We start from the raw sequence: 18,263 nt of genomic DNA, 5'->3' as shown, positions 1-18,263 counted from the left end.
ATAAACACTCCATTTATTTATCTAGCTTATTGATATAATATTGTTGGATTATGGATAAAATGTTGTTCCAAGACCAATATATTAAAAGACCTGCTGGAAAACTACTAAACATTACCAGGAAAACTAAAGGCATAAATTTCATCACTTGGGCTTGTACCGGATCAGCAGGCTCAGGACTCATTCTTTGTTGCAAGAACATAGTAATAGCCATTAAGATAGGCCATGCACCAATCATTAAGAATGAAGGTAGAGAAAAATGCAACAACCCGAATAAGTTAAAGATACTAGTAGGATCGGGAGCAGATAAGTCTTTAATCCAGCCGTAAAATGGTGCTTGACGCATTTCAATAGTAACATAAAGCACTTTATAGATAGAGAAAAATACCGGTATTTGAACAAGTATAGGCAAACAACCTGCTACGGGATTGACTTTTTCCTTTTTATATAAAGCCATAATTTCTTGATTTAAACGAGCTTTATCATCACCGTATAGATTTTTGATCCTATTAATTTCAGGCTGTAAATTCTTCATTCTTTTCATTGAACGATAGGATTTATTAGCCAAAGTAAACATCAGTAATTTAATAATAACAGTAACGATTAAGATACTAATACCGAAATTACCGACATATTTATAAAAGAAGTTCATCGCATAGAAAACCGGCTTAGTAATTATATAAAACCAGCCAAAATCTATAGCTCTATCAAATAATTTAATGTCATATTGCTTTTCGTATTTGTCTAGCAAATCTACTTTCTTTGCTCCTGCAAAAAGTCTTCCTTTAATAGAAAAATTCTCACCTGGCTTTACTATTTGTACAGGTGAAATAAAATCTACTTGATATCGCTCTACTTCTTGTTTAACTGCATAATTAAAGTTTGAACTATAATTACTTGATTTATCAGGAATTAAAGAAGTAAGCCAATATTTATCAGTAATTCCTATCCAATCAACTTTACTTGCGGAAAATTTCTCAATTTTTTTGTCCTTAATATCATCATATGAATATTCTTTTAGGTTTTCGTCTATACACCCAATAGGACCTTGGTGTAGTATATTTACGGCTTTTTCTACAGCAGTATATTTACGATTTATTAAGCCGTAAGATTGCACAGGAAGTTCTTGATTGCTATTATTGACGATGGTTTGTTCTATAGTAAATAAATAATTTTCATCTACGGTGATAGCTATTAAAAATTTAACACCATCCTCATTAACCCAAAATAAATTAACTGGTTTTTCAGGTGTTAATACTTCACTATCACTATTCCATATAGTTTCGTTATTAGGTAGCTTTACACTAGATAAATTACTCACCCAACCTATTTCTGCAAAATATGCATCTTTAGTATCAGATGGCGAAAATAATACTACTTCAGGGCTATTTTCAGATAAATCTTGCTTATATTTTTTCAAAATTAAATCATCAAATCTAAGTCCTTTTAATGAAATAGAGCCAGAAAGTGCATTTGAATCTATTTTAATACGTGGTGCTTGACTTGCTTCTTGAACAATAACAGGTGTAGCCTCTAATTGTGCGGATTCTTTTTTCTTTAAATCCTTTGCTTTTTGTAATGCTATTTGTTGTTGTTGCTTTTGCTGCTGCGGCTTTACAATAAAATATTGCCAACCAAAAATTATACCTAAAGATAGTACAATGGCTGCTACAAGATTAACTATATTATTATTCATTAGTAAGTACTTAATTTTTTATATTTTAGAGCTTTAAATTTTATAGGATTTAAATAAAATAATCAAGAACAATTGATGAGAGTATCATCCCGTGGCTTGACCACGGGATCCAGAATAAAGCGAGATAAATCGAGCTTTTCTTAGTATGTTTATTATTTTTCTGGATCTAGTTCCCAAGCCATGGGATGACATCGAGGACGTTTTTCAATCCATGCAACAACCTAACATGCCCTACACTATACCTGAAGTTTTGACAAAATCCTTTCCATAAGGAGAAATGTATTCCAATTTTTTTATACTTTTTTAGTAATAACAAAATTTATTTATTCTATTTGGGTACATAATGTATCAAAAACTGTAGCAATTTTGTCTAATATTGCTGGTTTATACTCACTAATATTATTGGGTAATGCTAGCTTTTTAATGATGCTCCTCGCAGCAGAGCTACGAGGTATCTAAAAAAGTTTTAGTTGTTTCTTATGATATCACAAAGCAGAGCTTCGGGGAATTAAACCCTGAGAGATTAATTCTAAAACCACATCTTGATTATAGGGAAAAATTTTTTATTTCTTGCAACATTTCTTGTATAATCATACACACTAAAACCCCTTTTGTATTTGAGCGTATTTATATCATAACTTATAAGTTTGGCTATCTTTTTGTCAAAACTTCAGTATACCGACATTTTGGAAAATTTTTAATTTAAATTCAGGCAATACAGAAATTATATGTTCAAAAATATCAGCTTGAACTTTTTCGTATCCTATTAAACTTGTTTCTTTAACGAAAATATATATCTCTATAGGTAAGCCATTAACAGTTGGCTGAAGTTGTCTAACTAAAAAAGTAAACCCTTCAGTATAAATAGCAGGATTATTTTTTAGATATTCTTGAACATATAATTTAAATATTTTGATATTTGTTAGATCTTTTTCATCTTTATCAAGAGTGATTTTATTGATTACATCTTTTGATAGATAAGGAGATTTTTTGAGATTTGTTAAAATAGTAGAATCACAAAAATTAATAGTTGCCATATTTATATTAAATTCTCTTTTTACTCTTCTTGCTCCTGCTTCATCAACTCCTTTATAATTTATAACGTTGGAACTTAAAACACTAGAAGTAGGAATAGTTGAAATAGATTGATCAAAATTTCTAATTGTCACTACAGAGATAGTAATTTTTTCGACTGTTCCTTCGACTTCACCAATACGCACCCAGTCACCTATATTGATAATCTCTTGACTAGTCAGTTGAAGACTTGCAATTAACCCAAGCATAGTGTCTTTAAAGATGAATGTTAAAAGAGCAGCGGCAGCACCTAAACTTGTTAAAAAAGCACTAAGCGAAATATTTAGCAAATAAGAAATAGTTATCATAGCCGAAATGATCATGACAAATATTTTTAATATTTGAAAATATAAGCTTAGAGGAGCTTTTTTAGCAAAAGTTTTAATTCTATTATGATAAAGGTCAGCACCAGCATCTATAAGAGTCAGTGATAACATAGTAAAAGATAAACTGACATATAATATGACTATAGTATCTTTAATCCCAAGTAATATATGTGCTTTAAAAGAACTTGGATGAAGGATATTTCCCCAGGATATGAAATAAATCCCTAATAGCGAGTGTAGTAAATAACGAAATATCGGATATTTCTTCAACACTCTTTCATAATCTTCATAATGATGTCTTGTTAAGTAATTTTTTACTGGAACAAAAATTAGTTTTTTAATTAAAAATACTAAAGGTATAATAGATACCAGCATAACAAATAACATTATTATTTCAGTACTTGATGTACGATATAAATCCATTAAATATTGCATATTTTACTTACCATATTATTATGTATGATTATAAATAAATTTTTATTATTCCTAAAAATTTTATTTTTATCAATAAATTTAACTAAAAAGAACAAAATAACTTTTTAACTATGACATTCCTGAATATTAATCCTATTATTTTCTCTGTAGGACCGCTCGCCGTATCTTGGTACTCTCTTTCATATGTAGCTGGAATTTTACTTGGCTGGTTTTATGCAAGTAAAATTATAGAAAAATTTCCTACAAAAATCACCAAGAAAAATTTAGAAGAGTTTGTTACTTACGCTATTATTGGGATAATAGTTGGAGGCAGACTCGGCTATATTCTATTATATAATCCTTATAAATATTTTTCAAATCCAATAGAGATTTTAAAAACATATGAGGGCGGAATGTCCTTTCACGGTGGTGCTATAGGAGTTATTATTGCTGCTTATATATTTTGCAAACGACATAAATTTAATTTCTTAAGTCTTACTGATATTATTGCTCCAGTAGTCCCAATTGGCTTATTTTTCGGCAGAATTGCCAATTTTATTAATGGTGAGTTATATGGGCGTGTTACAAATTCATCTATTGGTGTAATTTTTCCAGATAGTGATTTAAGCTTGCGTCATCCTAGTCAATTATATGAAGCTTTCTTTGAAGGATTAGTGTTATTTTGTACTTTGGCTTATGCTGTATTTAAACGTAATACAATTAAAAAGCAAGGTTTAAACTCAGGTCTGTTTTTAATGTTTTATTCTCTGTTTAGAATAATTATTGAGATATTTAGAGAGCCGGATATGCAAATTGGCTTTATTTTTGATAGTTTAACTATGGGGCAAATTTTATCGATGCCGCTGTTACTTTTAGGTATTTATTTAATAATAAAAACAGAATGTCGATCGATCACAAAATAAGGGAAATAATTGAGCAAAGTGTCTATATCACTTGTGATCGCCTTATGCAGGAAGTTTTACATTTAAGCCCTACTTCCTATTATAGGCAAACGAAATCCTTAGCAGAAGAAGGGGATTTTACTACCGCTCCTGAAGTTTCGCAGCTATTTGGTGAAATTATAGGCTTATGGTGTATAAAAGAATGGCAAAGAATTGGTAGTCCTAAAAATCTTAGCATAGTCGAGCTTGGTCCTGGCAGAGGGTTATTAATGCGGGACTTATTACGCACAGCAAAATTAGTTCCAGAATTTTATAACGCTTTATCGATCAACTTAATTGATATTAATGAAAATTTTATTGTTCAGCAAAAATCCAATCTACAAAACTTTGATTTACCGATTAATTGGTACGCATCTATAGAAGATATCCCCAAAAAACCCGCTCTAATAATAGCTAATGAGCTCTTTGATGCTATGCCGATAAAGCAATATATCAAAGTAAAAGAATCATGGTATGAAAGAATATTTGTAGTACAGCCGGTAGATGGAAAAATCAAGTATGATAAAATAGCTGTTAGTAAACAATTACAAGAATATTTACAGAAGACGCATTTAGATGCGAAAGACGGAGCAGTGCTTGAAGAGTCCTATAAATCTATAGAGATTATGAAATTTATATCCGAGCATATAAAAGAATTGGGCGGAAGCGGTCTTATAATAGATTACGGCTATGATATAAACCCGAATACTAGGACTAGATATCAATATAACTCAACCTTGCAAGCTATAAAAAATCATAAATACTGCCCAATAATTGAGCATTTAGGGGAGGCAGATTTATCAGCACATGTAGATTTTTATGTACTCAAAACAGTAGCTCAAAATAGCAAGATCAATATAATAGATACAATCTCACAACGTGATTTCTTAATAGAAAACGGGATTTTATTACGCAAGCAAACAATTCAAAACAAACTTAACCCTCAGCAAGCACAGCTAATAGAACGACAAGTAAATAGGTTGATATCTCTCAAAGAAATGGGTGGCTTGTTTAAGGTATTGCAGGTGATGAAAACGTCACCTACTGTGTCACCCTCGTGATCAAGCAGGCATTGTTGCGTGATGAACGAACATTAGAATTACCCATGACGAATATTAAAATTACCTGTAATAGTTGAGATACCGTCTTGAGTGTCAACAACTTTTTCATTATTTTACCTCAATTTTATTTTACAGGGTTTTTATATTTGCACTAAAAGATGTTTTGTTATTAAGAACACCATAAATTATGTGAAGCAACTTACGCATAGCAGCAATCACTATAACCATTTTAGATTTTCCAACATTGCTCAAACGTTGACTAAAATCCTTAATAATCGGATTATGTTTTATAGCAACTATGGCAGGCATATAAAAAGCTTTACGTAAATTAGCATCTCCTGTTTTTGATATTTTTCCTATTCCATGGACAGAAGTGCCTGATTGTTTTGGCTTTGGGTTAAGACCAACAAACGCAGCTAGTTGTTTTGCAGAATTAAAATTTTCTACAACAAGAAAAGCAAGTATCACTCCTATTGTTTTTTCTCCTATACCAGGGATTGAATCAAGAAGTTTACTTTTATCATGTAAGTCTTTGTGTCCTTTAATATGATTAGAGATAAGTTCTTCTACTTCCTTAATTTGCTTATCCAGAAATTCAATATGAATCATAATGTTAATGGCAACTGCTTTACTTGCTCCGCTCGGCTTTGTTGCATAAATAAGATTTGTAGAGCAAGAGTGGTGATAATCTGGTAAGATGTCCTGAATTAAAAATAATCCAGATTATATGAGATCTCGGAAGAAAGCCCCTTTTAGTAAATCACGCAAGTATTCTAAATATAAAATAACGAATTGGTCAGAATATAATAATTTTTTACGCAATAGGGGTCGCATAGATTTTATGATTGCCAGTGATTTGGCGATTGGCTGGTATGCTGATTACAGAGAGGAAATGAAACGAGGAAGACCTAGACGCTATAGTGATCACGCTATATTACAGTGTTTGAAGATCAGATGCTTATTCGGTCTTAAGTTACGCCAAACCCAAGGCTTTATAAACTGGCTCTTTGAAATATCGGGTTTATCTATTAGATGTCCAGACTATACAACATTAAGTAAGCGTATGAAGTCATTAGATCTTAGGTATTTACATGGAAATCAAGATAAAGAATTTAGTTGTATTTCAATGGATAGTACAGGGATACAAGCCTACACAGGGAACGAATGGCTAGAAAATAAGCATGGTAAGCAATATAAGCGTCGCATATGGAAAAAGCTACATATCGTTATAGAAGATCAAGGTATGATACTTGCCGATAGTACCACAGAGCATACTATAGATGATAGATCACAGATTGGACTACTAATAGCTAATGTCAGAGCCAAGGATTTTCTGGGAGATCGAGGGTATGACGGTGAATCTACATATCAATTGTTGAGAAAGAAGAAGATAAAACCAGTTATTAGACCCCCAAACTCTTCAGTAAAAGTTCAATCGCTTAGGGATAAAACTGAGAGAGATGCAGCTGTTATATATCAACAAAACAAAGGATACCAAGCATGGAGGGTAAAGAATAATTATGGTAGAAGGGAGCGTGTAGAGAACACGTTCTTTCGATTTAAAACTTCTTTTGGTAGTAAGTTTCTATCAAGACATGATCAAAATATGACAAAAGAAATGTCTATTAAATGCCACTTATTAAACAAAATGTTTGAAATTGGTAAACCTATCTCTGTGCCTGTTGGCTAGGCTAGCATTGCGGGGTTAGGGGCAGTATATTCAAAAGCTTATTTATGCAACAAAGCCATACCTCGTAGCTCTGCTGCGAGGAGCATCATTTAAATATACAGGAGTTTCGCACTTAGCAAATAATATGCTAATCTAGAGAAAAATAGTTTTAGATAAAAATGACAAGATCAAAATGTAGCAAAGATTTATATAAATCATTCTTACAAGCAAGTAGTGTAAGATATACTAGCAAAGCATTATCTGAAGTAAGTCCATTAGATCTATCGCACGATAGTGCAAGTCGATGGTTAAAGAGTAAGGATTTTCGCCCTAGCGAAATCTATAGCAAAGTGTCAAAATATATTGATCTGGAAGATCCTTGTTTATTAGTGGGAGATGACACCTTATTGTCAAAGCAATACAGTAAGAGGATCGAGCTTGTAAATTATCAATATTCTGGGGCTGTACATGATGTTATACCTGGTATAGGAATGGTAAACTTACTGCATTACAATACTCAAATTGATCAATCTACTCCTGTAGATTATAGAATATATGATAAAGAAACTGATGGTAAAACAAAGAACGAGCATTTTTGTGATATGCTTACTTTAGCTAAAGAAAGAGGTATCAAGCCTGATGCTATAGTTATGGATGCTTGGTATAGTGGTTTGGATAATTTAAAACATATACGTAATTTAGGTTGGATATGGGTTACCAACCTAAGAAAAAATAGAAAAGTTAATCGTAATGTTAGCTTGGAAACTTTAGAGATTCCCGATGAAGGGCTAAAAATTCACCTACGTGGATACGGTTGGGTTACGGTATTTAAGTTTGTGGCAAAAAATGGTCGCATTGATTACATAACAACTAATTTAGAGAATCCTACACGTGAGCAAATAGAGAAAATTGTTAAGGCGCGTTGGTCTATAGAAGTTTATCATCGAGAATTGAAACAAACTTGTGGTATTGAATGCTGTCAGGCACGCACGGGTCGAGCTCAAAGAAATCATATTTGCCTTGCTGTATTGGCCTGGCTTGATATGAACAAAAGGAGGATAAATGAAAACATTACTTTATATCAACAAACTTGGGAAGTTATAAAAACATCAATTCAGAACAACATTAAATGGCTTCTAACTAATACACAATTTTGCTAAGTGCGAAACTCCTGTTATTATCTGTTTACTCATGCAACCTCCATTGTTTTAAAGCAATGTAATTGATCATATTCAGACAGTATTGGTTGATTAATTTTTACTGAACAAACAGTTTGAGTCTGGCTATTTAGTAAATCTGTAATATGATCAATTATTGGCTCAATCTTCTTTTCTAATAGCACTTCTAATGCAGTAACTACATTCAATTCTCAATACATTTTTGCTAATTGTAATATTTGAAGATATATTTTATGCCCTTTATATGGATATATAGACCTGAATTCTGGATTAATCTAGGTTTGGAAGTAAGTATTTACAAGGGATAGAAGATACTCTATATAATTTTTAGCAAAAAAACAAGAGTATCCCCATGAAGAAAGATACTACTGCATTATTTTGTTTTGTCGATGATTTTTGTAAAATTAGCGAGCAGTGGATTAATAAATCATTTCTACCATTAATTAATAAAAACCCTACAAGAAAGCCTGAAATAAGCTATTCTGAGCTGTTAACAATAGTGCTTTTATACCATCAATCACCTTGTAAAAACTTTAAATATTTTTATATGTCCTATCTACAATTATATAAATCAGACTTTGTAACTCTTCCATCATATACTCGTTTTATAGCTCTAAAACCAAGAGTTCTGAGTTATTTAGTTTTATTACTTGAATGGTATATGCAGGCAGCTCAATCTACGGGAGTTTCTTATATTGACGCCACATCTTTAGAGGTTTGTCATCGAAAAAGAATCTCTCGTAATAAAGTCTTTGCCGGTATTGCTGCTTTGGGTAAAACAACAAAAAGTTGGTTTTTTGGTCTAAAATTACATTTGGTTATTAACGAAAAAGGTGAGATTCAAGGTCTAAAACTAACGCCTGGTAATGTAGATGATAGAGCGCCGGTTTCGATAATCACCAAACATATCACGGGATTATTGTTTGGCGATAAGGGTTATATCAAACAGGAGCTCTTTGATGATCTATACAGCAAAGGAATCAAGTTAGTAACTGGCATAAAGAAGAAAATGAAGAATAAACTTATGCCATTATTTGAAAAAATATTATTACGCAAACGCTCAATTATCGAAACAGTATTTAGTGTGCTGAAGGGTGCTTTCGAGATCGAACATACAAGACATAGATCAATTTGGAATGCCTTTGTACATATCTTATCCGCCCTAATTGCATACTGTATGAAACCTAACAAACCTGCTATATCTCAAAATTAGCTAATCCAGAATTCAGGTTATAGAGATAAGCTGGTCATATACCTGACGAAATATAGCACGTGGGAATAAAGCTTCATAATATTGATATTGAACAAATGCTCCAGGTTTACGTACTAAACTATCAATAATATGTCTATAATCAATAACATAGCCATTGCTGATTCTAGACATTTTTTGTAAACATTTGTTACCATAGTAAAGCTCTATTTCTTCAGAATAAATATAAGCTTTTAAAGTATAACCTATTAAGCGACTAGGCACAGAATAAGCTACAGATAAAATACTCAGGAGTTTCGCACTTAGCAAAATTGTGTATTAGTTAGAAGCCATTTAATGTTGTTCTGAATTGATGTTTTTATAACTTCCCAAGTTTGTTGATATAAAGTAATGTTTTCATTTATCCTCCTTTTGTTCATATCAAGCCAGGCCAATACAGCAAGGCAAATATGATTTCTTTGAGCTCGACCCGTGCGTGCCTGACAGCATTCAATACCACAAGTTTGTTTCAATTCTCGATGATAAACTTCTATAGACCAACGCGCCTTAACAATTTTCTCTATTTGCTCACGTGTAGGATTCTCTAAATTAGTTGTTATGTAATCAATGCGACCATTTTTTGCCACAAACTTAAATACCGTAACCCAACCGTATCCACGTAGGTGAATTTTTAGCCCTTCATCGGGAATCTCTAAAGTTTCCAAGCTAACATTACGATTAACTTTTCTATTTTTTCTTAGGTTGGTAACCCATATCCAACCTAAATTACGTATATGTTTTAAATTATCCAAACCACTATACCAAGCATCCATAACTATAGCATCAGGCTTGATACCTCTTTCTTTAGCTAAAGTAAGCATATCACAAAAATGCTCGTTCTTTGTTTTACCATCAGTTTCTTTATCATATATTCTATAATCTACAGGAGTAGATTGATCAATTTGAGTATTGTAATGCAGTAAGTTTACCATTCCTATACCAGGTATAACATCATGTACAGCCCCAGAATATTGATAATTTACAAGCTCGATCCTCTTACTGTATTGCTTTGACAATAAGGTGTCATCTCCCACTAATAAACAAGGATCTTCCAGATCAATATATTTTGACACTTTGCTATAGATTTCGCTAGGGCGAAAATCCTTACTCTTTAACCATCGACTTGCACTATCGTGCGATAGATCTAATGGACTTACTTCAGATAATGCTTTGCTAGTATATCTTACACTACTTGCTTGTAAGAATGATTTATATAAATCTTTGCTACATTTTGATCTTGTCATTTTTATCTAAAACTATTTTTCTCTAGATTAGCATATTATTTGCTAAGTGCGAAACTCCTGATATAGATATATCATGGCTCATTTAACGATAGATGAAAGATTTAAAATATACGAAATGAATAAGAGTGGTTATAGCTCGCGATATATAGGGACAAAGATTGGCCGTGATAAAAGCACTATATGTTATGAACTCAAGAGAATGAGGCATAATTATAGACCAGATAGGGCTAACACACTTGCTTGCAGTTTAAGGCAAGGTAAGAGAAAAAGAAAATTAGATATTGATAATAATTTACGAGCAGAAATAATAAAACAGTTAACACAGGGTATTTCACCAGATATAATTTCAGGTAGACGTAAACTATCACGAGATACTGTCAATATTTCTACAGAGAGTATATACCAGTTTATTTATACATCTCCTATAGCACAAAGGCAAAAATTATATTTATCTTTAGCAAGAAAAAGGAAAAATAGGTTGCATCATGGTACAAGAATCAGAAACAAAAGAATTACAATACCAAATCGAGTTTCCATTACTGAAAGACCAGAGATAAATAGAAAGATAGCAGCAATAGGTCATTTAGAAGGTGATTTAACTTTTAACAAAGGTAATCAAAGTCGTAATATAGGCGCTCTTGTGGATATCAGAACACAAAAAGTGTTTCTCACTTTAAACCGTTCAAAAAGAACACAAGATGTGATTGGTAACATGAATAAAAAACTTAAACAATTGTCGCATATAATCAAAAGCATAACGTTAGATAATGGCAAAGAATTTACCAATCATGAACAACTATTGCCAAAATCTGAACGAAAAGTATATTTTTGCAATCCTTATTCTCCATGGCAAAAACCATTGATAGAGAAGATTAACTCAATGGTGCACAGAGTATACTCTAAATCTTTAGATAGTCTATCCGCCAAAAACACTTCAAATCCTGATCATTTGTAATGGGATAGAGTTTTGACAACAAATTGCTAAGATTTTCAATAAAAATTAATAAGTTATGTTAATTTTTACTGATACATTTCTGTGTTGGTCTAATTTTGATATGGAGCTATTGTTAACGATTTTTTATCGTTCATCTAGTTTTTGCATGATGATATTTTTGATTTATGTGGAGTTAGACACGATTTGTAAATGATTTGCAATGCATCGTAAATTCAAACCAATAGCAGAGATTATTGGATTGATAATATCTCCTATCATACCTTTCAAGAAGTTTCTACCCATCCGACCATATTGCTTTAAGTGACCTATTATTGGTTCTATGGCACTGCGTCTCTTGATCATAGACTTGTCCTCTTGTAACAACTTCTTCCGCGTTTTTGGGGTATATACCTTACTCTTCTCCTTTACATTGCTACCACTATACCCAAGATCAACAAATGATTTCTTTATCTTCAGGAGTTTCGCACTTAGCAAAAAGTATGTTAATCTAGAGAAAAATAGTTTTAGATAAAAATGACAAGAACACAATGTAGCAAGGACTTATATAAATCATTTTTACAAGCAAGTAGTGTCAGATATACTAGCAAGGCATTATCTGAAGTGAGTCCAGTAGATCTATCTCACGATAGTGCAAGTCGATGGTTATAGCTAACGCGGAAAGGTTTTTACCATAGTTTTTGTATTTACTCACATATTCACCAGATCTAAATCCTATTAAACATTGCTGGACTAACTTTAAAAACTGTTTACGTAAAATTATTGATCAATGCCTAAGTTTTTCCTAATCTGTGGTAGAAACATTTCCGTGTTAGCTATAAAGAGTAAGGATTTTCGTCCTAGCGAAATCTATAAGGAAGTGTCAAAATATATAGATTGGGAAGCACCGTGTTTATTAGTGGGGGATGACACCTTATTATCAAAGCAATACAGTCAGAAGATTGAGCTTGTACGTTATCAATATTCTGGAGCTGTACATGATGTTATACCTGGTATAGGAATGGTAAACTTACTACATTACAATACTAAAATTGCTCAATCTACTCCCGTAGATTATAGAATATATGATAAAGACACTGATGGTAAAACAAAGAATGAGCATTTTTGTGATATGCTTACTTTAGCTAAAGAAAGAGGTCTCAATCCTGATGCCATAGTCATGGATGCTTGGTATAGCGGGTTGGAGAATTTAAAACATATACGTAATTTAGGCTGGCTATGGGTTACCACCCTAAGGAAAAATAGAAAAGTTAATCATAATGTTAGCTTGGAAAGTTTAGAGATACCCGATGAGGGGCTAAAAATTCACCTACGTGGATACGGTTGGGTTACGGTATTTAAGTTTGTGGCAAAGAATGGTCGCATTGATTACATAACAACGAACTTGGAAAATCCCACACGTGAGCAAATAGAGAAAATTGTTAAGGCACGTTGGTCTATAGAGGTTTATCATCGAGAATTAAAACAAACTTGTGGTATTGAACGCTGTCAGGCACGCACGGGCCGAGCTCAAAGAAATCATATTTGCCTTGCAGTATTTGCCTGGCTTGATATGAATAAAAGGAGGATAAATGAAAACATTACTTTATATCAACACACTTGGGAAGTTATAAAAACATCAATTCAAAACAATATCAGATGGCTTTTAACTGATTCGCAACTTTGCTAAGTGCGAAACTCCTGATCTTGATTCCAGTGACACTCTCTACTGCTTCAAAGCTCTGATGCAATGTATGACCATCATAAGGATTATTATGAAACGATTTTGCGGCTCTGTCTCATCAATTGTGTAAATTTCGTGAACCATTAAATTCTACCATCAAATTTGATCATAAAATGAGCCATAGCTTCATTCCAATTGGGGATAGGCATAGACCATTTTTTGGTAATATAATCAATTGTCAGATATAAAACTTTAAATACTGCGTCATCATTTGGAAAGATGCGTTTATTCTTAGTAACTTTTCTCAATTGGCTATTCAGCGATTCTATCGCATTTGTAGTGTAAATAATCTTACGAATCTCCTTTGGATATTGCAAGAAAATTATCAAATTATCCCAATTATTATACCAAGATTTAGCTATATGCGGATATTGCTTACTCCATTTTTGCTCAAATGACTCAAGAGCTAATTCTGCTTCTTTTTCAGTAGCAGAAGTATAGATTAGTTTCAAATCCGCTGCTAATGGCTTTCTATCTTTATATGATACATATTTGAGGCTATTCCTGATCTGATGGACAATACAAATTTGATGTTCAGTTTTCGGATATACTGATGCAATAGCATCAGACATACCAGTTAGATTATCACTACAAGCAATTAAGATATCTTTTACTCCTCGATTCTTCATTTCAGTAAAATTACCAAGCCAAAATTTAGCTCCTTCATTCTCACTTATCCATAAGCCTAAAATATCCTTTCTGCCAGATAAATCTATTCCTAAAGCTACATATACTGATTTATTAATAATAAGTTTATCTTGTCTTACTTTCACTACTAAACAGTCAAAATATACTATAGGGTATACTGATTCAAGAGGTCTACTCTGCCAAATCTTGACCTCATCTATTACTTCATCTGTAATCCTGCTGATTAGGCTCTCACTGATCTCAGCTCCATATAATTCTTGCAATTGTGTTTTAATATCAGACACACTCATACCCTTCGCATATAAGGATATTATCTTTTGGTCTAAGCCATCTATTCTTGTTTGTTTCTTTGAGACTATTATAGGTTCAAATTTACCTTGTCTGTCTCTTGGAACATTTAGCTCTATAGTACCATTCTCACTAATCAGATTCTTACTAAAACTACCATTCCTCGCATTCTCAGTTTCAGCTCTATCATACTTGCTATAACCTAAATGTTCTGACATCTCAGCATGCAGTGCTCGCTCTAAAATACCCTTGGTTAATTCCTTAATTAATCCATTCTGACTTAGTACTGTTTTTAAATCTACTCCACCTTCTATCAGCAAATCTATTGCTTCATTTATTTTTTTATTCTTCTCTATTTGCATTTCTGTTACCTATATTTTTAATTACTTCTAATATAGGCTCAACAAAAATTTACACAATCATTGCAAAAGACTCGATTTTGCGGATAAAACAAAATTTCTACGACCACTTACTACTACCGCTACTTTATTGCCAAACTCATATGGCTTGTTGCGTTTTCCCTTTCCTATACACTCTACTTCAGGGGCATGAAAACTATATAATACTTTGTTATCTTCTTTATATTGCTTTTTAGCTTCTCTTTTTAAAACAGATTGGTTATGTATTTGTTTTATTTTTTGCAATACTTCTTGATTTTTGAGAGACAAGTTTAATTGCTTATTTTTGATCTCACGCTCACATACTCTAATCAAACGACCCAGTAATATTTTTAAATGCTTCATTATTTTCCAACGCTTCTTGGCTTTACTATGTTCTTTATATTTCCATAGCTTTACTATATCGCGTTTATAGGTTCTAGCGTATGTTTCATTCAAATGTATACCCAAACTGTTGCAAAGCTTTACTATGCTAAGCCTAGCTTTATCCATTAAATAAACATCGTGTGGGTGTTTGATATTCTTAATTTGTACAGTCGTATCAGCGATGATTAATTCCAAATCTTTTTTTTTAATTGTGTTAGTTTTTATCCCAACCCTGATCAACTCCGATAATATCTCATTATATCCAGCTTCACCTAATACACTACGAAACCGTCGTATACTAGTTTCCGAGATAGCTATGTCTTTTTCTATATATTCCCACCCGCAGAAATACTGCCAATACATATTCTCTTTTAGCTCTTCCTCTGATAATGAATCTGAAAAATTATACATTGCTTGTAGCATCGTTATGCCAAGCATCACTCTATGACATTTTCTATTTCTACCAAATTTCTTAATACAAACATTTTTTGATAACCACTCTTCGAGCCTAGACCAATTTATTAATTCTCTTAATTTATATAGCTTATTATTTGGGTTTAATTCTTCTTTTAATTTATAACCAAACAGTTTCCCTTGTTCTTGCGATTTGATAATGTTGTCTATTGGCATTGACTGAAATCCATAAGGTTTATGACCATATTTTATCATTTTCTTACGGATTGTTGTATTACTTCTTGTCTTAAAACCATATTATCTATAAGGCTTGTAGAGTTTTGGCGGACGGACTAGATATAAAAAAATTAACAATAAAGCAATTACAAGAAATTGAGGATTTTTTAAATAATTTACCAAGAAAAGTGCTCGGTTATAAAACACCCAATGAGGTATGGGAAGAAAATATAAATCTGGCTTAATTAATACTGGAATTTACCAGTAATATAAGCACCATTTTCTTTTCTGATAATATCATATTGTCTTTGGGCTATCGAATCGATAAAATGGATATTACCAGATAGTCCTATATAATTTTGTCTACTGTTTATTCTATTTAAAAATCTACTTAAATCAAATTCATTTCCTATGAAGCTGGCAGTCATACGTCCTAAATCATAGGAAAGTAGATGCATAAAACCCATATGATTGATTCCGAGAGCCTTTGCTCGCTCAGGAACATTACTGTTAAGAGTATTTAACGAGCCTGTAAAGCTAATATCAATATTTTCTGGATAATCTACATCAATGCGATTATCACCGATTAGTATAGCTTTTTTATCTAAATTATATTTATTAATACTACCAGCAAGTAGGCTTAAATTTTTTGGATCATCCGATATATAAATAATAGGCTTTGTTGTATCGCTGCGTTCATTTATAATCTCGGTATTATCCGAAACATTTTTTACAGCCTTTGCAATAGATTCAGGATTATCTTCATAAAATTCAGTAAGTGCTAAGGTGGCATTTTTCTGAATCAAAATATTTTGCATAACTTGGCTAACAGTTTGAGAGTGTTTGCCTGTAGGCAATAATGCCATAAAATCCTTATGACTACTTCCATAATAATTAACGATCCGGATTAGCTGCTTTAAAGGTGCATGACCAAATACGAATAATTTATCATCTGCAAGAGCTGGATTATTTGACATAGTTATTATAACAATATTATTGGCTTTGGCTTTCTCGGCTATTAAAGAAGTAAAGTTAGAATATAAAGGACCTAGAATAATTTTAGTTTTACGTGCTACTATTTTATCCATAGCAGCTAATACATTTTTCTCATCTGAACCATCATATGATGTAACATGGATATAAGATTTTACCCCGTCATTAAGACCCATTTTAATCAAATCTTTATATTGCTTGCCAACAATACCATCAGGACCTTGATTAGGCATTAAAATTGCAATCTCAATTTCTTTTTGTGCTGTTTTTACAGGTACAATAGTTTCTTCTTTGGAAGTTTGACATGATGATAGATATAAGGAACAAAAAAACATTAAAATGATTTTTGCAAAGTTTCGTGTTATACTAGCCATAATATTACTACAAGATTTAAAAATTATGTTTTTAAAAGTGGGATTATATATTGTTTCGACACCGATTGGCAATTTTGAAGATATCACACTTCGTGCTATATCAACCCTAAAAAACTCGGATATTATCTTATGCGAGGATACTAGAATATCACAAAAATTGCTAGCAAAACATGACATTCGTACTAAATTACAAGTTTATAATGATCATAGTGATGAGAAAGACAGAGAAAATATTATAAATCTAATAAAAGCAAATAAGATAGTAAGCTTAATTTCTGATGCCGGCACTCCTTTAATTTCTGACCCTGGATATAAATTAGTACGAGATTTAAGATCGCTAAATTTCCACATAGATGTAGTGCCTGGTGTCTCTTCACCAATCACAGCATTAACATTATCTGCTCTACCTACTGATCGATTTCTATTTTGCGGATTCTTACCCAAAACTATCGAAAGCAAGAAAAAGCTCTTTACTGAATTTGCAAACATTCGTGCTACGCTAATTTTCTTTGAGGCTGCACCCCGCTTAATAAATACTTTATTAATAGCTAAGGAAATACTTGGAAATCGTGAAATATGTGTAGCACGTGAGCTTACTAAGCTTTATCAAGAAATTAAAACTGCAAATATCGATGAAGTAATAGCATTTTATCAAAATAATACTCTAAAAGGCGAGATAGTATTACTAATTTCAGGGGTTTTACAAGAACAAGAAGAAAAGCTGGAACTCGATTTATAGCTAACACGGAAATGTTTCTACCACAGATTAGGAAAAACTTAGGCATTGATCAATAATTTTACGTAAACAGTTTTTAAAGTTAGTCCAGCAATGTTTAATAGGATTTAGATCTGGTGAATATGTGAGTAAATACAAAAACTATGGTAAAAACCTTTCCGCGTTAGCTATAACAGAATTTATAAAATCATGTTTGAGTAAAAATTTGAGTGCTAAAACTACTACTGACCTTGCTTATGAAAAATTTAAAAATACATATAGCAAAAAAGAAATATACAGATTGGTAAATATAATGGACTAATGGTA

At 32.2% G+C, this 18,263-nt stretch carries 15 protein-coding genes and 6 pseudogenes; 11 read left to right on the top strand and 10 right to left on the bottom strand.

Features of this window, described 5'->3' with window-relative positions; all coding sequences use genetic code 11:
- Window positions 1-13: 13 nt before the first annotated feature.
- Window positions 14-1,693 (bottom strand): membrane protein insertase YidC, encoded by a 1,680-nt coding sequence (gene yidC / locus AAHI98_RS00780; RefSeq protein WP_342224738.1) that lies wholly within the window; start codon window positions 1,691-1,693, stop codon window positions 14-16.
- Between the two features lie 662 nt (window positions 1,694-2,355).
- Entirely contained in the window at window positions 2,356-3,528 is a 1,173-nt protein-coding gene (locus tag AAHI98_RS00775; RefSeq protein ID WP_342224737.1) for a mechanosensitive ion channel family protein, read from the bottom strand.
- Window positions 3,529-3,638: 110 nt separating this feature from the next.
- Here AAHI98_RS00775 and lgt point away from each other — a divergent pair, with 110 nt between their 5' ends.
- Together lgt and AAHI98_RS00765 are read left to right on the top strand one after the other, a co-directional pair.
- A complete protein-coding gene (gene lgt / locus AAHI98_RS00770) occupies window positions 3,639-4,430 on the top strand; it encodes a prolipoprotein diacylglyceryl transferase (RefSeq protein ID WP_342224736.1) in 792 nt (263 codons plus the stop codon).
- Window positions 4,409-5,509: a class I SAM-dependent methyltransferase gene (locus AAHI98_RS00765; protein ID WP_342224735.1), complete on the top strand. Its 1,101-nt coding sequence runs from the start codon at window positions 4,409-4,411 to the stop codon at window positions 5,507-5,509. The genes lgt and AAHI98_RS00765 overlap by 22 nt, the downstream gene beginning before the upstream one ends.
- 129 nt (window positions 5,510-5,638) lie before the next feature.
- Here the strand turns inward: AAHI98_RS00765 and AAHI98_RS00760 are convergent.
- Window positions 5,639-6,206, bottom strand: a pseudogene (locus AAHI98_RS00760) (IS110 family transposase); the annotation flags it as partial.
- Between the two features lie 30 nt (window positions 6,207-6,236).
- Here AAHI98_RS00760 and AAHI98_RS00755 point away from each other — a divergent pair.
- Both AAHI98_RS00755 and AAHI98_RS00750 read left to right on the top strand, forming a co-directional pair.
- Window positions 6,237-7,199, top strand: coding sequence for an IS5 family transposase (locus AAHI98_RS00755; protein ID WP_342224734.1), 963 nt, complete (start codon window positions 6,237-6,239; stop codon window positions 7,197-7,199).
- A gap of 158 nt (window positions 7,200-7,357) precedes the next feature.
- A complete protein-coding gene (locus AAHI98_RS00750) occupies window positions 7,358-8,338 on the top strand; it encodes an IS701 family transposase (RefSeq protein ID WP_342224656.1) in 981 nt (326 codons plus the stop codon).
- 29 nt (window positions 8,339-8,367) lie between these two features.
- Here AAHI98_RS00750 and AAHI98_RS00745 read toward each other — a convergent pair whose 3' ends face one another.
- The gene (locus tag AAHI98_RS00745; RefSeq protein ID WP_342224661.1) at window positions 8,368-8,544 is read right to left on the bottom strand and encodes a hypothetical protein; all 177 of its coding nucleotides are present in this window, start codon (window positions 8,542-8,544) and stop codon (window positions 8,368-8,370) included.
- Between the two features lie 164 nt (window positions 8,545-8,708).
- On the opposite strand from AAHI98_RS00745, the gene AAHI98_RS00740 reads away from it, so the two are divergent.
- Window positions 8,709-9,569 carry an IS982 family transposase gene (locus tag AAHI98_RS00740; protein WP_342224733.1) on the top strand — a complete coding sequence of 287 codons (861 nt, stop codon included), beginning with the start codon at window positions 8,709-8,711 and terminating at the stop codon, window positions 9,567-9,569.
- Between the two features lie 12 nt (window positions 9,570-9,581).
- Here AAHI98_RS00740 and AAHI98_RS00735 read toward each other — a convergent pair whose 3' ends face one another.
- Both AAHI98_RS00735 and AAHI98_RS00730 read right to left on the bottom strand, forming a co-directional pair.
- Window positions 9,582-9,875, bottom strand: coding sequence for a hypothetical protein (locus tag AAHI98_RS00735; RefSeq protein WP_342224732.1), 294 nt, complete (start codon window positions 9,873-9,875; stop codon window positions 9,582-9,584).
- Complete coding sequence (locus AAHI98_RS00730; RefSeq protein ID WP_342224656.1) at window positions 9,869-10,849, bottom strand: IS701 family transposase; 981 nt, start codon at window positions 10,847-10,849, stop codon at window positions 9,869-9,871. Before AAHI98_RS00730 ends, AAHI98_RS00735 begins: the two co-directional genes overlap by 7 nt.
- Before the next feature lie 73 nt (window positions 10,850-10,922).
- Between AAHI98_RS00730 and AAHI98_RS00725 the strand changes: the two are divergent.
- Window positions 10,923-11,762 (top strand): annotated as a pseudogene (locus AAHI98_RS00725) (IS30 family transposase); the annotation flags it as partial.
- A 204-nt stretch (window positions 11,763-11,966) separates the two neighbouring features.
- Here AAHI98_RS00725 and AAHI98_RS00720 read toward each other — a convergent pair.
- Window positions 11,967-12,278, bottom strand: coding sequence for a hypothetical protein (locus AAHI98_RS00720; RefSeq protein WP_342224730.1), 312 nt, complete (start codon window positions 12,276-12,278; stop codon window positions 11,967-11,969).
- A gap of 39 nt (window positions 12,279-12,317) precedes the next feature.
- Here AAHI98_RS00720 and AAHI98_RS00715 point away from each other — a divergent pair, with 39 nt between their 5' ends.
- Window positions 12,318-12,452: a hypothetical protein gene (locus tag AAHI98_RS00715; protein WP_342224729.1), complete on the top strand. Its 135-nt coding sequence runs from the start codon at window positions 12,318-12,320 to the stop codon at window positions 12,450-12,452.
- A gap of 166 nt (window positions 12,453-12,618) precedes the next feature.
- A pseudogene (locus AAHI98_RS00710) lies at window positions 12,619-13,470 on the top strand (IS701 family transposase); the annotation flags it as partial.
- Between the two features lie 137 nt (window positions 13,471-13,607).
- On the opposite strand, the gene AAHI98_RS00705 reads toward AAHI98_RS00710, so the two are convergent.
- Both AAHI98_RS00705 and AAHI98_RS00700 read right to left on the bottom strand, forming a co-directional pair.
- Window positions 13,608-14,822, bottom strand: coding sequence for an IS256 family transposase (locus AAHI98_RS00705; protein WP_342224727.1), 1,215 nt, complete (start codon window positions 14,820-14,822; stop codon window positions 13,608-13,610).
- Between the two features lie 57 nt (window positions 14,823-14,879).
- A complete protein-coding gene (locus tag AAHI98_RS00700) occupies window positions 14,880-15,893 on the bottom strand; it encodes a transposase (RefSeq protein WP_342224726.1) in 1,014 nt (337 codons plus the stop codon).
- Between the two features lie 59 nt (window positions 15,894-15,952).
- Between AAHI98_RS00700 and AAHI98_RS00695 the strand changes: the two are divergent.
- A pseudogene (locus tag AAHI98_RS00695) lies at window positions 15,953-16,099 on the top strand (IS30 family transposase); the annotation flags it as partial.
- On the opposite strand, the gene AAHI98_RS00690 reads toward AAHI98_RS00695, so the two are convergent.
- Window positions 16,100-17,221, bottom strand: a complete 1,122-nt coding sequence (locus AAHI98_RS00690; protein ID WP_342224724.1) for a penicillin-binding protein activator — start codon at window positions 17,219-17,221, stop codon at window positions 16,100-16,102.
- A gap of 25 nt (window positions 17,222-17,246) precedes the next feature.
- Here AAHI98_RS00690 and rsmI point away from each other — a divergent pair.
- Both rsmI and AAHI98_RS00680 read left to right on the top strand, forming a co-directional pair.
- Window positions 17,247-17,954 (top strand): annotated as a pseudogene (rsmI, locus tag AAHI98_RS00685) (16S rRNA (cytidine(1402)-2'-O)-methyltransferase); the annotation flags it as partial.
- Window positions 17,955-18,135: 181 nt separating this feature from the next.
- Window positions 18,136-18,258 (top strand): annotated as a pseudogene (locus tag AAHI98_RS00680) (16S rRNA (cytidine(1402)-2'-O)-methyltransferase); the annotation flags it as partial.
- Window positions 18,259-18,263: the final 5 nt, after the last annotated feature.

This window comes from Rickettsia endosymbiont of Urophora cardui (genome assembly GCF_964030725.1).
Taxonomy (GTDB): domain Bacteria; phylum Pseudomonadota; class Alphaproteobacteria; order Rickettsiales; family Rickettsiaceae; genus Rickettsia.
Note: the sequence above shows the minus strand (reverse complement) of the source record. Positions and strands in the feature narration are given on the sequence as shown.